Below are 12,867 nucleotides of genomic sequence, written 5' to 3' on the forward strand. Positions count from 1 at the left end.
GGCGCGGCCACGGGCGCCCGCGCGGCGGCCGGGGCGCGCGGCGCGACCGGTTCGGGTTCGGGCGCGGCGTCGTCACGGGTGTCGTAGCGGGCGTCCGGCGGCGGCATGTCGACCGGTTCGGCCTCGTCCTCCACCACCGGCGCGGGCGCCACGGCCACGGGGACCTCGGCCGCCTCGGGCACCGGCCACCAGACCTTCACGCCCATCTCGTCGAGCATCGCGCGCTGGCGCGCATCGAGCCGCAGGGTCTGCACGGCGGCGTTCATCGCAAGGCTCCCCAGGCACTGCCTGTTTCGTTGAGGCGCATGCTCATGACGATCGCATCCTCGCGGCCGCCCTCGGCGCCCGGGTAGTAGCCCTTGCGCACGCCGACCGTGCGATAGCCCTGGCGCAGGTAGATGTCGAGCGCGCGCCGGTTGCTCTGGCGCACCTCGAGCCACAGCCACTGGGCGCCCTGGGCGCGCGACCAGCCGGTCAGCGCCTCGAGCATCAACGGCGCCCAGCCCTGGCGCTGGAACGCCGGCGCCACGGTGATGTTGAGCAGGTGCACCTCGTCGACGCCCTTCATGGCCACGAAATAGCCGATCAGCATCTCGCCGAGGCTGGTGACCGGAGAGAAGCGCGCCGCCTCGATGCCGGTGCCGGCGACCGGCGCCAGCAGGCACTGGCAGTGGTAGCCGACGGCGATCGAGTCGGTGAAGTTGGCGCGCGTCCAGGGATGGCTGTAGGCCGTCTGCTCGACGGCGCAGACGGCGTCGAGCCGCTCGATGGTGAGCGGCTCGAGGCGGGCTTCCACGGGTTGCGGGAGGGCGCTCATGCGGTCGCGGGCGGTGTGTTGTGGTGGGCGGCGGCCGCCTTGATGGCGGCACGTTCCTCGGTGGTTTGCGCCACTTTATCGCGAACGTAGAGCGGCCAGGCCTGCGCCGCGGGCACGGTGCGGCCTGCCGCCAACAGCGCGGGGGCCAGGCGCAGCAGGGCGGCGGCCGTGGGCAGCACCGCGTGGCGCGCGGCCGCGGCCGGCAGCCGCTCGCCGTAGGCGGCGAAGGCATTGCCGGCCAGCGCCCAGCCGGGCGGCACCGCGAGCGATTCGGGCACCATCAGCAGAGGACCCTCGGCGCCGGCGGCGGGCTCGCCGAGCGGGCCATGGGCCTCGAAGTCGTAGCGCGCGGCGTAGATCTCCTCCATGCGCGCGTCTAGCAGCGCCACCGTGCGCTGCGCGCCGAAGGCATGGCGCGCCTCCTCGGCCACCGCCAGCAGGGTGTCGACCGGCAGCAGCGGCACGCCCGAGCCGAGCGCCAGGCCCTGCGCCACCGCGCAGGCGGTGCGCAGCCCGGTGAACGAGCCCGGGCCGCGGCCGAAGGCGATGGCGTCGAGCTGCGCCAGCGCGAGGCCGGCCTCGGCCAGCAGCTGCTGGATCAGCGGGATCAGCGTGGCCGAGGACTGGGCGCCGCCCGCGCCCTCGTGCGTCCACACGCGCTCGCCGCGGCGCACCGCGATCGACAGCTGCTCGGTGCTGGTGTCGAAGGCCAACACGTCAGACATCGCGACGCCCTCCCGCCACCGCGGCCACGGCCGGCACCAGGCCGGCGGCGCGCGCGGGCGCCGGCTTCTGCACGCCGAACAGGATGCCGGCGGTCACCAGCAGCAGGCCGGCGACCAGGTTCCAGTAGAGCGGCTCGTCGAGCCACAGCACCGCGCCCAGCGCCGACAGGCCGGGCACCAGCGCCGTGATCATGGTGGTGCGCACCGGGCCGAAGTGCTGGACCATCTTCGTGAAGGTGATACCCGACACCACGACCGAGCCGATGCCCTGGAACAGCATCTGGAACGCCAGCTCGCCCCAGGGCGCGCTGCCGATGCGGCTCGCGACCCAGCCGCCGGCCACCAGCAGGCTGTAGACCGGCACGTAGCTCAGCAGCGCGAACACGGTGATGGCGATGGTGGCGCGCACGGCATCGAGGCCGTGGCGGCGCACCACGATGCTGTAGCAGGCCCAGCAGAAGGCCGCGCTCATGAACAGCAGGTCGCCCTTCCAGACCTCGCCGCCCTCGAAGGCATGCAGCAGGCTGCGCCCGCCCACCAGCAGGTCGCCCGCGACGATCAGCGCCAGCCCGAGCGCGCGCGCCGGCGTGATGCGGTCGCGCAGCACCAGCGCGGCCAGCAGCGTGGTCCACAGCGGCAGGCTGCCGGGCAGCAGCACCGAGGCGTGGCTGGCCGGCGCGAAGAAGAAGCCGCAGTAGGCGCACACGGCATAGGCGACGCCGCCGAACACGCCGGCCATGGCCGTGACGCGCAGCGACAGCGGCGACAGGCCGAAGAAGGAGGCCGCCGCCTGCGCGCCGTCCGCGCGGGCGCGCAGCACCAGCCACGCGCCCCAGGGCACCAGCACCAGGCTGGCGCCGCAGATGCGCGCGAAGGCGATGTCGAACGGGGACAGCGAGCGGCCGGCCGAGGCGCGCGCGATGACGATGAAGGCGGTCCACACCAGCACGGTGATCACGGCCGCGCCGATGCCGACGGTGCGGGGGGAGAGACGGGCAGGGGGAGACATCGGGGGCGCGGCGGGCATCCCCGGGATTATCGAGGGGCCCCGCGGACCCCGCCCGGCAGGGGCGAATCGTGGACCACGGTTCGGTCAGCCGGCCGCGGCATCGCTGCGCACGATCGCCAGCCCGGCCCGGCGCAGCGGCGCCAGCGCCTTCTCGGGCGCCTCGGGCGACACCAGCAGCCGCGCGGCCGCGCGCACCGGGTTCACGACCCAGGCCGAGGCCGCGCCCAGCTTCTCGGACGAGGCCAGCACCACGGTCTCGGCGGCCGCGGCCATCAGCGCGCGCTTGATCTCGGCCTCCTCGCTGTCGCCGGTGGTCAGGCCGGCCTCGGCATGCACGCCGGTGACGCCCAGGAAGAAGAGGTCGGCATGCACGCGCGAGATGGCGTCCATCGCGGCCGCGCCCACCGCCACCATCGAATGCCGGAACAGCCGCCCGCCGATCAGCAGCAGCTCGAGCCGGTCATGGCCGGCCAGTTCGGCCGCCACCAGCGGGCTGTGGGTGACGACGGTGGCGCGCAGGTCCAGCGGCAGGTGGCGCGCGAGCTGCACGGCGGTGGTGCCGCCGTCGACGAACACCACCTGGCCCGGGCGCACCATGCGCGCCGCGGCGCGGCCGATTGCCACCTTCTCCCCGGGCGCGATGCGCTGGCGGCCCGCGAGGTTGGCCTCGGCCGGCGCCAGCGGCAGCGCGCCGCCGTGCACGCGCTGCAGCCGGCCCTCGGCCGCGAGCTCGCGCAGGTCGCGCCGGATCGTGTCTTCCGACAGGCCCAGCGCCTCGCTGAGCGGCTTGGCGACCACCTGGCCGTCGCGCGCCAGGACCGAGAGGATGTGTTGCTTGCGCTGCCGGGTGAGCATGGGCCGATGGTAGCGGCGGCTTCACGCGATTGCACGAATTTTCTTGTTATTGCACGAATTCGCACCTATGCTCGCCGTCATGACCCTGCAAGACCGCGTCCGGGTGCACGAAGTCACCCTCCTCTCCGACAACTGGTACACGCTGAAGACCACGGCCTTCGACTGGCGCCGCAGCGACGGCAGTTGGCAGCGCATGCACCGCGAGACCTACGACCGCGGCAACGGCGCCACCCTGCTGGCCTACAACCGCGCGCGGCGCACAGTGCTGCTGACGCGGCAGTTCCGCTACCCGGCCTTCGTCAACGGCTGGGACGACCTGCTGATCGAGGCCGCCGCCGGCCTGCTCGACAACGCAGCGCCCGAGGAACGCATCCGCGCCGAGGTCGAGGAGGAGCTCGGCTACCGGCTGGGCGCGGTGCAGAAGGTCTTCGAATGCTTCATGAGCCCGGGCTCGGTGACCGAGAAGCTGCACTTCTTCGTCGCCGAGTACGAGCCCTCGATGCGCGTGGGCGCGGGCGGCGGGCTGCCCGAGGAGGGCGAGGACATCGAGGTGCTCGAGTTCGGCATCGACGAGGCGCTGACCATGGTGGCCGACGGCCGCATCGCGGACGCGAAGACGATCCTGCTGCTGTACCACGCGCGGCTGCATCTTTTCGCGCCGGGATAATGGGCCGCATGCCCGCTGTCACCGTCGCACGCCTTCCCTTTCCCCGTCCTTCCCGCGCGCTCTGCGCCTTCGCGCTGTGCCTGGCCGCCGGCGCCCACGCCCAGCAGCCGCAGCCGCAGCCGCTGCCGGCCGAGGTCGATGCCGCGCTCACCCGCGCCAAGCTGCCGCGCGACGCCGTGACCATGCTGGTCGCCGATGCCGACGGCCTGCGCCCACCGCGGCTGGCCTGGCGCACGCAGGTGCCGGTGAACCCCGCCTCGATCATGAAGCTGGTGACCACCTACGCCGCGCTCGACCTGCTGGGCGCGGCCTACACCTGGAACACGCCGGTCTACGTCGAGGGCAGCATCGCCAACGGCGTGCTCAACGGCAACCTCTACATCAAGGGCCAGGGCGATCCCAAGCTGGTGATCGAGCGCATGTGGCTGCTGCTGCGCCACGTGCAGGGCCTGGGCATCACGAGCGTCAGCGGCGACATCGTGATCGACCGCAGCGCCTTCGAGAACACGGTCGAGAACGACCCGGCCGCCTTCGACGGCGAGCCGCTGCGCCCCTACAACGCCTCGCCCGATGCGCTGCTGCTGAACTTCAAGTCGGTCAACATGACCTTCGTGCCCGACCGCGGCGGCCAGTTCGCGCGCGTGAGCTACGAGCCGCCGCTCGCGGCCGTGGCGATGCCGCAGACGGTGCCGCTTTCGCCCGGCGAATGCGGCGACTGGCGCACGGCGCTGCGCGCCGACTACGGCGATCCGAACCGCATCCGCTTCAACGGCGGCTTTCCCGCCGCCTGCGGCGAGAAGAGCTGGGCCGTGGCCTATGCCGATCCGCGCAGCTACGCGCTGCGCGCCATCGGCGGCCTGTGGGCCGAGATGGGCGGGCGCGTGGGCGGCCAGATGCGCGAGGGCCGCGTGCCCGCGGGGCTCAAGCCGGCGTTCGAGTTCGCCTCGCCGCCGCTGCCCGAGGTGATCCGCGACATCAACAAGTACAGCAACAACGTGATGGCGCAGCAGGTGTTCCTGACCCTCGGCCTCACGCAGAAGAACCGCGGCACCTTCGAGGCCTCGCGCGGCGCGCTGGTCCAGTGGTGGCGCGAGCGCATCGGCACCGGCGAGGCGCCGCCGGTGTTCGAGAACGGCTCGGGCCTGTCGCGCGACGAGCGCATCAGCGCGGCCGCGCTCGGCAAGATGCTGCAGGTGGCCTGGCGCTCGCCGGTGATGCCCGAGCTCGTGGGCTCGCTGCCCGCGCTCGGCGTGGACGGCACCCTGCGCAAGCGCACGCTGCGCTCGGGCGGCGCCGCGCACCTGAAGACCGGCACCCTGCGCGATGCCTCGGGCATCGCCGGCTACGTGCATGGCGCGAGCGGCCGGCGCTACGTGCTGGTGGCGATCGCCAACGCCGAGAACGCGGGCGCGGCGCGCGCGGCCTTCGACGCGCTGGTCGACTGGACCGCGCAGGACAACTGAAGGCCCGGGGCCGAGGCGCGCGGCCTGTACTGAAAACGTTGTGTAGGCCGCCACCGCTTGCGCGCCGCAGCGGCGCTGACAGAATCGAACGCCCGTTCGCCCGCCGAGCCGGGCCACGGTGCGCATCGCGCACCCCATCGATCCAGGAGACAAAGACGTGCAAAGACCCGTGCCACCCGCAAGGCCATCCGCTTCTTCCCGCCACCTGTTCGCCGTCGCCCTCGCGGGCGCGGCGCTGCTGCTCTCGGCCTGCGGAGGCGGCGGCGGTGGTGGCGGCATCGGCATCTTTCCGCCGACCACGCCGCCGCCCGAGGACACCGGCCGCGGCTCGGTGGTGACCAACCCGCCCGAGCGCGTGCTGAGCCTGTCGGCCGGCGACTTCCGCGCGCTGCTGCAGCTCGACGACAAGGGCAAGGCACTGCTGCAGGTGTCGGGCCAGCCCAAGTGCGGCATCGACACGCGCTACCTCGAATACCGCACCATCGGCGGCAAGGGCGAGGCTACCAACGCCACGGCCGCCATCATGGTGCCGCGCGGCGGCGACGCGGCCTGCAGCGGCCCGCGCCCGATCGTGCTGTACGCCCACGGCACCAATGCCGCGCGCGACTACAACATCGCCAAGTGGGCCGACCTGAACCAGGCCGCCGCCGGCGAAGGCGTGGTGGTCGCGGCCATGCTGGCGGCCCAGGGCTTCATCGTGGTGGCGCCCAACTACGCGGGCTACGACAAGTCGACGCTGCCCTACCACCCCTACCTCAACGGCGACCAGCAGGGCAAGGACATGGTCGATGCGCTGACCGCCGCGCGCAAGACCTTCGCCAACATCGACGCCGCGGACGCGGGCTCGCTGTTCGTCACCGGCTATTCGCAGGGCGGCTACGTGGCGCTGGCCGCGCACCGCGAGCTGCAGGCCACGGGCAAGACGGTGACGGCCTCGGCGCCGCTGTCGGCGCCCTCGGCCATCAGCCTGCTGGTGGACTACAACTTCAAGGGCTGGCCGGCGCTCGGCAGCACGCTGTTCGTGCCGCTGCTGTCGACCAGCTGGCAGCAGCAGTTCGGCGACGTCTACGGCAGCACCAGCGACATCTACGAGGCGCAGTACGCGACCGGCATCGACACCCTGCTGCCGAGCCTCACGCCCACCAGCACGCTGATCGCGCAGGGCAAGCTGCCGCAGCTCGCGCTGTACCCGGCCGGCGCCACGCCCGGTCCGGTCGATCCGGCGCTGTCGATCTTCTACGGCGCCGGCAACCTGGTGCGCCAGAGCTACCTGACGCGCGCCTCCAACGACATCGACGGCAGCCGCTGCCCCGGCAACGCGCTGCCGGCCACCGCGAACTCGCTGAACTCCGCCACGCCGCTCGACTGCGCGCCCACGCTGGGCTTCCGCAAGGCCGCGCGCGCCAACGACCTGCGCAACTGGGTGCCGGCCAAGCCGGTGCTGATGTGCGGCGGCGCGCAGGACCCGACCGTCAACTTCCTGAGCACGCGCGCCACCGCCGGCTACTTCCGCGCCAAGGGCATGCCGGCGCAGCAGCTGACCGTGGTCGACCTCGAGGACAACGCGACCACCGACGCCTACTCGGCCGCGCGCGCCGGCTTCGCGCAGGCCAAGGACGTGCTCAAGCAGGGCACTGATGGCAGCGACGCCGACAAGGACCGCGCCGTGATGCTGGCCTACCACGGCACGCTGGCGCCGCCGTTCTGCCTGGCGGCGGCACGCGGCTTCTTCCAGGGCGTGCTGGCGGCGGGGGGCTGAAGCTCGCCGGGGCCTGCCCCGAGAAAGAAGAAGGCCCGGTACTGCCGGGCCTTCTTCATGGTGCGCGAATCTCAGGCCGCGGCGGCCCGCTGCAGGCGGTCGCGCACGCCCTCCCACTCGGGCGTGTCGGGCGGTGTCTCGACCCAGATCAGCTTGACGCCCTGGGCGTCGAACTCGCGCAGCACCGCGAACAGCTGCTGCGCGCTGGCGGCCGCGTCGTCGGGCATGCGCCGCTGCACGACGCGCTGCGAACGGCTGCGCACGGCGCTGCGGGTCCAGATCGCGATGTGGGCGGCATTGGCGCCGAGCACGTCGAGGCCGGTCTGGATCGCTTTGGCGTCCATCAGCCGCACCTTGGCGTCGGGCGCGTAGTGCGCCTCCAGCGTGCCCGAGGCGCGCGGGTCGGGCATGGCCATGAGTTCGCGGTCGCGCAGGCGTTCGCCGCAGGCGGCCTCGATCTGCGCGCGCGTGATCAGCCCCGGGCGCAGCAGCACCGGCGCGCCGCGGCTGCAGTCGACGATGGTCGACTCGATGCCGACCTCGCAGGCGCCGCCGTCGATCACCGGCACGGTGTCGCCGAATTCACCGAACACGTGCTGCGCGGTGGTCGGGCTCACGCGGCCGAAGCGGTTGGCGCTCGGACCCGCGAGACCGGGCACGCCCTGCTCGGCGCAGGCCTCGAGCAGCGCCTGTGCCACCGGGTGCGAGGGGCAGCGCAGGCCGATGGTGTCCTGCCCGCCGGCGGCGGCGGCGGCCACGCCGGGCTGGCGCGTGACGATCAGGGTCAGCGGTCCGGGCCAGAAGGCCTGCACCAGCTTCTGCGCGAACGGCGGCAGCGGCTGGGCGAAGCGCGACAGCGCCTCGGTGCCTTTGGTGCCGGCGGCCACGTGCACGATCAGCGGATGGTCGGCCGGCCGGCCCTTGGCCTGGAAGATGCCGGCCACGGCCGCGTCGTTGCTGGCGTCGGCACCGAGGCCGTAGACGGTCTCGGTGGGAAAGGCCACCAGCCCGCCGGCGCGCAGGATGCGCGCCGCCTCGGTGATGGCTGCGGGCGATTGGCCGTCGAGGATCATGCGGCCTTCATGCCACCGGCGGCAGGCCGAGCAGCAGCGCGACCTGCGAGGCGATGGCGCGCACCTGGCCGGCGTCGGCGCCGGTGAAGGTCAGGTGGCCCATCTTGCGGCCGCGGCGCGGCTCGATCTTGCCGTACAGGTGCAGGTGGGCGCCGGGCAGCGCGAGCACCTCGCTCCAGCGCGGCGAGACCGGCGTGTCGTCGCCGGCCGAGAACCACAGGTCGCCCAGCAGGTTCAGCATGACGGCCGGACTGTGCTGGCGCGGCATGGCCAGCGGCAGGCCGGCCAGGGTGCGCACCTGCAGCTCGAACTGCGACACGTCGCAGGCCTCCATGGTGTAGTGGCCGCTGTTGTGCGGGCGCGGCGCCATCTCGTTGACCACCAGCGAGCCGTCGGCCAGCACGAAGAACTCGACGCACAGCACGCCGACGTAGCCGAGGCCGTTGGCGATGTTCTTCGCCCCGGTGATCGCGGCCTGGGCCACGGTCTTGGGCATGTTCTGCGGATGCACCTCGGTCACGGCCAGGATGCCGTCGCGGTGCAGGTTGCGCTGGGGCGGGAAGTGCACCACCTGGCCATCGCGGCCGCGCGCCACGATCACCGAGCATTCGAAGTCCAGCGGCAGCAGCTGCTCGAGCACGCAGGGCACGCAGCCCGTGGCCTGCCAGGCATCGACCAGCTCGGCGCGCGTGCGCACGCGCTGCTGGCCCTTGCCGTCGTAGCCCAGGCGCGCGGTCTTCAGGATGCCTGGCAGGAGCCGGTCCTCCACCGCCGCGAGCTGGGCCGCGGTCTCGATCGCCGCGTAGGGCGCGCAGGCCACGCCGCAGCGGCCGAAATGGGCCTTCTCGGCGATCCGGTCCTGCGCGATCGCGATCGCCGGGGCGGCGGGCGCCACCGGCCGCGCCACCGCGAGGTGCTCGAGCGAGGGCGCGGGCACGTTCTCGAACTCGGTGGTCACGGCGTCGGCCAGGCCGGCCAGCCGCGCGAGGCCGTCGACGTCGCCGTAGTCGGTGTGGATGTGGTGGTGGCTGACCCGGCCGGCCGGGCTGTCGGCGTCGGGGTCGAGCACCGCGGTGAAGTAGCCCATGCGCTGGGCGGCATGCACGAACATGCGGCCGAGCTGGCCGCCGCCGAGAACGCCGAGCGTGGCGCCCGGAAGGATCGGCAGGTCGCCGTTGTTGCTGCTCACAGGGCACCTCCGCCTTGCGGCGAGAAAGGAGAAACCGGGGCCGGTTCCACGGGCGGCAGCGCCATCGCCTCGGCCGCGGCGGTCTGGGCCGCGCGGAAGGCATCGAGCTTCGCGCGCAGGCCGGGGTCGTTGACCGCCAGCATGGAGACCGCGAACAGCGCCGCGTTGGCCGCGCCGGCATTGCCGATGGCGAAGGTGGCGACCGGCACGCCCTTGGGCATCTGCACGATGCTGTAGAGGGAATCGACGCCCTGCAGGTGCCGGCTAGCGACCGGCACGCCGAGCACCGGCACCGTGGTCTTGGAGGCCAGCATGCCCGGCAGGTGGGCCGCGCCCCCCGCGCCGGCGATGATCGCCGCGAGGCCGCGCCCGGCGGCGCTTTCGGCGTACGCGAAGAGCGTATCGGGCATGCGGTGGGCGGAGACCACCTTCGCTTCGTGACGGATGCCGAATTGCTGGAGAATCTCGACCGCGTTGCGCATCGTCTCCCAATCGGAGTTGGAGCCCATCACCACACCGACCTGAATGGTTTCGTTCATGGTTTCAATTTTACGTTTCACCCCCAGTTGTTCCCGATGATCGACATCACTCTCGAAAATTTCCAGGACGAGCTGATCGAAGCCTCCCTCGCCCGGCCGGTGCTGCTGGACATCTGGGCCGAATGGTGCGGCCCCTGCAAACAGCTCGGGCCGGTGCTCGAAAAGCTCGAGGTGGAGTACGCCGGGCGCTTCACGCTGGCCAAGCTCGACGCCGACAAGGTGCCGCAGATCTCCTCGCAGCTGTCCGAGATGTTCGGCGTGCGCAGCATCCCGTTCTGCGTGATGTTCAAGGACGGCCAGCCGGTCGACGGCTTCGTCGGCGCCATCCCCGCCGAGAAGATCCGCGAGTTCCTCGACAAGCACGTGCCGGGCGCCGACGAGGCCGAGGCGGCCGCCGAGGAAGAAGCGGCGCAGGAAGCGCTGGCCGAGGGCGACACCGAGGGTGCGCTCGAGAAGCTGCAGCACGCGGTGGCCACCGACCCGGCCAACGACGATGCCCGCTTCGACTACGTGAAGCTGCTGCTGCAGCTCGGCCGTTCCGACGATGCCAAGGTGGCGTTCGCGCCGGTGATCGCCAAGGCCGCGGCGGTGCGCCGCTTCGAGGCGCTGCAGCGCTGGATGGACGCCATCGACTTCGCGGCCCCGCCCACGGGTGCGGCGCCGGCCGTGGCCGAGCTCGACGCGAAGATCGCCGCCAACAAGCGCGACTTCCAGGCCCGCTTCGACCGCGCCCGCCTGCTGGTCGCGGAGCAGCAGTGGACCGCCGCGATGGACGAGCTGCTCGAGATCCTGATGCGCGACAAGGCCTGGAGCGAGGAACTCGCGCGCAAGACCTACGTGGCGATCCTCGAGCTGATCGAGCCGCCCAAGGTGAAGGTGGCCGACGGCCAGATTCCGCCCGACGATCCGACCGTGGCGACCTACCGCCGCCGGCTCAGCAGCGTGGTGTTGAGCTGAGGCGATTCCTGCAAAAGCGCAGCCAAATGCGCAATTTCATCAAAAAGCGACTTACGAGTCGCTTTTTTTATTTGCCGCTTCACGCCCACATAGCTACCATCACTACTCTTTTTTCCTAAAAAGATCGCTCTAATGATCCATTTGATCCAGGAACTCGAACAGGCGCGCAAGGCCGCCGGCCTGAGCCAGGAGGCGCTGGCCACGCGCGCGGGCCTGTCGCGCATGACGGTGCAGCGCATCGAGAGCGGCCAGATCGACCCGCGGCTGTCGACCCTGCTCGAGATGGCGCGCGTGCTGGGGCTCGACCTGATGCCGGTGCCCGCGGCGCTGCGCCCCACGCTCGAGGACTTCGTGCGCGCGGGCGGCCGGCTGCTCGGCCAGCCGGCCGGCATCGAGGCCCCGCCGTCGATCGCGCAGAGCCTGGAGACCGGGCGCGGCCCGCGCTGAGCGTCACGCCACCGTGAGCGACGCCGCCTTCACCACCAGCATCCGCTACCTGCGGATGTACCTGCACGCCCCGGGCGGCGATGCCTCGCGGCGGCGCGCCATCGGCTGGCTCTCGCAGTACGGCGACATCCTGCGCGTGTCCTTCGACCCCGGCTATGTCGACGACCCGGCGCGCCCCACGCTGTCGCTGGCCTACCGCGGCGCCGACGAGGCCGCCACGCGCGCCATCCTGGGCTCGGCGCGCGACGCGCGGGTGTCGCGCGCCGACGGCCACTGGCCCGGCTATTTCCAGAACCTGCTGCCCGAGGGCCACAACCGCGAGCGCCTCGCGCAGCAGCGCGGCTGCCGCGCCGACGACGAGTTCGAGCTGCTGGCCGCCGCCGGCCACGACCTGATGGGCGCGATCGAGGTCGAGCCGGTGCCCCGGGCCGAGGGCATTCCCGACCCGGTGCGGCACTGGCACACCGCGCTCGGGCTCGACGTGCTCGAGCCCGGCTTCGTCGAGATGCCGGTGGAGGACGCCGCCGCCATCCCCGGCGTGGTGACCAAGTTCTCGGCCGTGCAGGACGGCCGGCGCTACGTGGTGCGGCGCCACGGCGCGGCCGGCTCCTTCATCCTCAAGCTGCCGACCGTGCGCCATCCGGACCTGGTCGCCAACGAGATCGCCGGCTACCGCCTGTGCGGCGCGCTCGGCCTGGACTGCGCCGAGGCCAGCGTGATCGGCCGCGCCGACGCCGACCTGCCCGAGCAGCTGCCGTTCGAGCAGATCCTCGCGGTGCGCCGCTTCGACCGCACGCCCGACGGCGGGCGCATCCACATGGAGGAGTTCGCGCAGGTGCTGCAGTACGAGCCGCGCCAGAAGTACGGCCGCGGCCTCGCGATCGACGGGCCCGCGATGCTGCGCGTGCTCGACCGGCTGTCGCCGGACCCCGTGGCCGACGTGCGCGAATGCGTGCGGCGCATCGTCGCCTTCATCCTGCTGGGCAACAGCGACGCGCACCTCAAGAACTGGGCGCTGCGCTATCCCGACGGCGTGGCGCCGGTGCTCGCGCCGCTCTACGACCCGGTCTGCGTGGCCGCCTTCTTCGAACAGGTGCCCGGCAGCGACTACGCGGTCAACCGCGCCATCGACGCCAAGCTGCGCGCCTTCGGCTGGCCCGCGCTCGAGGCGCTGCTGCGCGACGCCGGGCTGCTGCGTCCCGCGCGGCTGCTGGCGATCGCGCGCGACACGGTGCGCCAGGCGCGCGCCGAGTGGCCGGCGCTGCTGGCCGACGACGCCACCCCACCGGCCGTGCGGCGCTGCGTGCAGGCCCGGCTCGACGGCGGCGTGGCGCTCGCGGCCGACCTGCCGCGCTGAGCGCGCGGGG

Annotated in this window: 13 protein-coding genes and 1 pseudogene; 6 read left to right on the top strand and 8 right to left on the bottom strand. The window is 72.6% G+C overall.

The genetic code is table 11. From position 1 onward, the window contains the following. From AC07PU_RS41605 to AC07PU_RS41625, 5 genes and pseudogenes are all read right to left on the bottom strand, one after another. Positions 1 to 266 (bottom strand): annotated as a pseudogene (locus AC07PU_RS41605) (uracil-DNA glycosylase family protein); the annotation flags it as partial. After that, the gene (gene rimI, locus AC07PU_RS41610) at positions 263 to 817 is read right to left on the bottom strand and encodes a ribosomal protein S18-alanine N-acetyltransferase (protein ID WP_093351228.1); all 555 of its coding nucleotides are present in this window, start codon (positions 815 to 817) and stop codon (positions 263 to 265) included. The gene rimI and the pseudogene AC07PU_RS41605, both read right to left, overlap by 4 nt. Further along, entirely contained in the window at positions 814 to 1,542 is a 729-nt protein-coding gene (gene tsaB / locus AC07PU_RS41615) for a tRNA (adenosine(37)-N6)-threonylcarbamoyltransferase complex dimerization subunit type 1 TsaB (RefSeq protein ID WP_495323587.1), read from the bottom strand. The genes rimI and tsaB overlap by 4 nt, the downstream gene beginning before the upstream one ends. Then, complete coding sequence (locus AC07PU_RS41620; protein ID WP_495323588.1) at positions 1,535 to 2,569, bottom strand: DMT family transporter; 1,035 nt, start codon at positions 2,567 to 2,569, stop codon at positions 1,535 to 1,537. The genes tsaB and AC07PU_RS41620 overlap by 8 nt, the downstream gene beginning before the upstream one ends. 66 nt (positions 2,570 to 2,635) lie before the next feature. Next, positions 2,636 to 3,406 carry a DeoR/GlpR family DNA-binding transcription regulator gene (locus AC07PU_RS41625; protein ID WP_495323589.1) on the bottom strand — a complete coding sequence of 257 codons (771 nt, stop codon included), beginning with the start codon at positions 3,404 to 3,406 and terminating at the stop codon, positions 2,636 to 2,638. 79 nt (positions 3,407 to 3,485) lie between these two features. Between AC07PU_RS41625 and AC07PU_RS41630 the strand changes: the two genes are divergently transcribed. The 3 genes from AC07PU_RS41630 to AC07PU_RS41640 all read left to right on the top strand — a co-directional run bounded on the left by AC07PU_RS41630 (position 3,486) and on the right by AC07PU_RS41640 (position 7,295). Beyond that, entirely contained in the window at positions 3,486 to 4,073 is a 588-nt protein-coding gene (locus tag AC07PU_RS41630) for a GDP-mannose pyrophosphatase (protein ID WP_495323590.1), read from the top strand. 8 nt (positions 4,074 to 4,081) lie between these two features. Beyond that, positions 4,082 to 5,536 (top strand): D-alanyl-D-alanine carboxypeptidase/D-alanyl-D-alanine endopeptidase, encoded by a 1,455-nt coding sequence (gene dacB, locus AC07PU_RS41635; RefSeq protein ID WP_495323591.1) that lies wholly within the window; start codon positions 4,082 to 4,084, stop codon positions 5,534 to 5,536. 157 nt (positions 5,537 to 5,693) lie between these two features. Further along, a complete protein-coding gene (locus tag AC07PU_RS41640; RefSeq protein WP_495323592.1) occupies positions 5,694 to 7,295 on the top strand; it encodes an alpha/beta hydrolase family protein in 1,602 nt (533 codons plus the stop codon). 71 nt (positions 7,296 to 7,366) lie between these two features. Here the strand turns inward: AC07PU_RS41640 and AC07PU_RS41645 are convergent, their stop codons facing one another. Genes AC07PU_RS41645 through purE form a run of 3 tightly spaced genes read right to left on the bottom strand, consistent with a single transcriptional unit; the run spans position 7,367 to position 10,096 of the window. Further along, positions 7,367 to 8,368: an L-threonylcarbamoyladenylate synthase gene (locus AC07PU_RS41645; protein ID WP_495323593.1), complete on the bottom strand. Its 1,002-nt coding sequence runs from the start codon at positions 8,366 to 8,368 to the stop codon at positions 7,367 to 7,369. Between the two features lie 7 nt (positions 8,369 to 8,375). Next, positions 8,376 to 9,557, bottom strand: coding sequence for a 5-(carboxyamino)imidazole ribonucleotide synthase (locus AC07PU_RS41650; protein ID WP_296775059.1), 1,182 nt, complete (start codon positions 9,555 to 9,557; stop codon positions 8,376 to 8,378). Further along, entirely contained in the window at positions 9,554 to 10,096 is a 543-nt protein-coding gene (gene purE / locus AC07PU_RS41655) for a 5-(carboxyamino)imidazole ribonucleotide mutase (protein WP_203203305.1), read from the bottom strand. The genes AC07PU_RS41650 and purE overlap by 4 nt, the downstream gene beginning before the upstream one ends. A 36-nt stretch (positions 10,097 to 10,132) precedes the next feature. On the opposite strand from purE, the gene AC07PU_RS41660 reads away from it, so the two are divergent. The 3 genes from AC07PU_RS41660 to AC07PU_RS41670 all read left to right on the top strand — a co-directional run bounded on the left by AC07PU_RS41660 (position 10,133) and on the right by AC07PU_RS41670 (position 12,857). Beyond that, a complete protein-coding gene (locus AC07PU_RS41660) occupies positions 10,133 to 11,053 on the top strand; it encodes a tetratricopeptide repeat protein (RefSeq protein WP_431510755.1) in 921 nt (306 codons plus the stop codon). Between the two features lie 132 nt (positions 11,054 to 11,185). Further along, the gene (locus AC07PU_RS41665) at positions 11,186 to 11,500 is read left to right on the top strand and encodes a helix-turn-helix transcriptional regulator (protein ID WP_093351252.1); all 315 of its coding nucleotides are present in this window, start codon (positions 11,186 to 11,188) and stop codon (positions 11,498 to 11,500) included. A 55-nt stretch (positions 11,501 to 11,555) separates the two neighbouring features. Beyond that, positions 11,556 to 12,857, top strand: coding sequence for a type II toxin-antitoxin system HipA family toxin (locus tag AC07PU_RS41670; RefSeq protein WP_495323605.1), 1,302 nt, complete (start codon positions 11,556 to 11,558; stop codon positions 12,855 to 12,857). Positions 12,858 to 12,867 lie beyond the last annotated feature (10 nt).

The organism is Variovorax sp. GW821-FHT10D07, assembly GCF_059415325.1.

Excerpts from the sequence above, each read along its gene's own strand:
- rimI (WP_093351228.1), bottom strand. The coding sequence starts at position 817 with ATGAGCGCCCTCCCGCAACCCGTGGAAGCCCGCCTCGAGCCGCTCACC.
- tsaB (WP_495323587.1), bottom strand. The coding sequence starts at position 1,542 with ATGTCTGACGTGTTGGCCTTCGACACCAGCACCGAGCAGCTGTCGATC.
- AC07PU_RS41620 (WP_495323588.1), bottom strand. The coding sequence starts at position 2,569 with ATGCCCGCCGCGCCCCCGATGTCTCCCCCTGCCCGTCTCTCCCCCCGC.
- AC07PU_RS41625 (WP_495323589.1), bottom strand. The coding sequence starts at position 3,406 with ATGCTCACCCGGCAGCGCAAGCAACACATCCTCTCGGTCCTGGCGCGC.
- AC07PU_RS41630 (WP_495323590.1), top strand. The coding sequence starts at position 3,486 with ATGACCCTGCAAGACCGCGTCCGGGTGCACGAAGTCACCCTCCTCTCC.
- dacB (WP_495323591.1), top strand. The coding sequence starts at position 4,082 with ATGCCCGCTGTCACCGTCGCACGCCTTCCCTTTCCCCGTCCTTCCCGC.
- AC07PU_RS41645 (WP_495323593.1), bottom strand. The coding sequence starts at position 8,368 with ATGATCCTCGACGGCCAATCGCCCGCAGCCATCACCGAGGCGGCGCGC.
- purE (WP_203203305.1), bottom strand. The coding sequence starts at position 10,096 with ATGAACGAAACCATTCAGGTCGGTGTGGTGATGGGCTCCAACTCCGAT.
- AC07PU_RS41660 (WP_431510755.1), top strand. The coding sequence starts at position 10,133 with ATGATCGACATCACTCTCGAAAATTTCCAGGACGAGCTGATCGAAGCC.
- AC07PU_RS41665 (WP_093351252.1), top strand. The coding sequence starts at position 11,186 with ATGATCCATTTGATCCAGGAACTCGAACAGGCGCGCAAGGCCGCCGGC.
- AC07PU_RS41670 (WP_495323605.1), top strand. The coding sequence starts at position 11,556 with ATGTACCTGCACGCCCCGGGCGGCGATGCCTCGCGGCGGCGCGCCATC.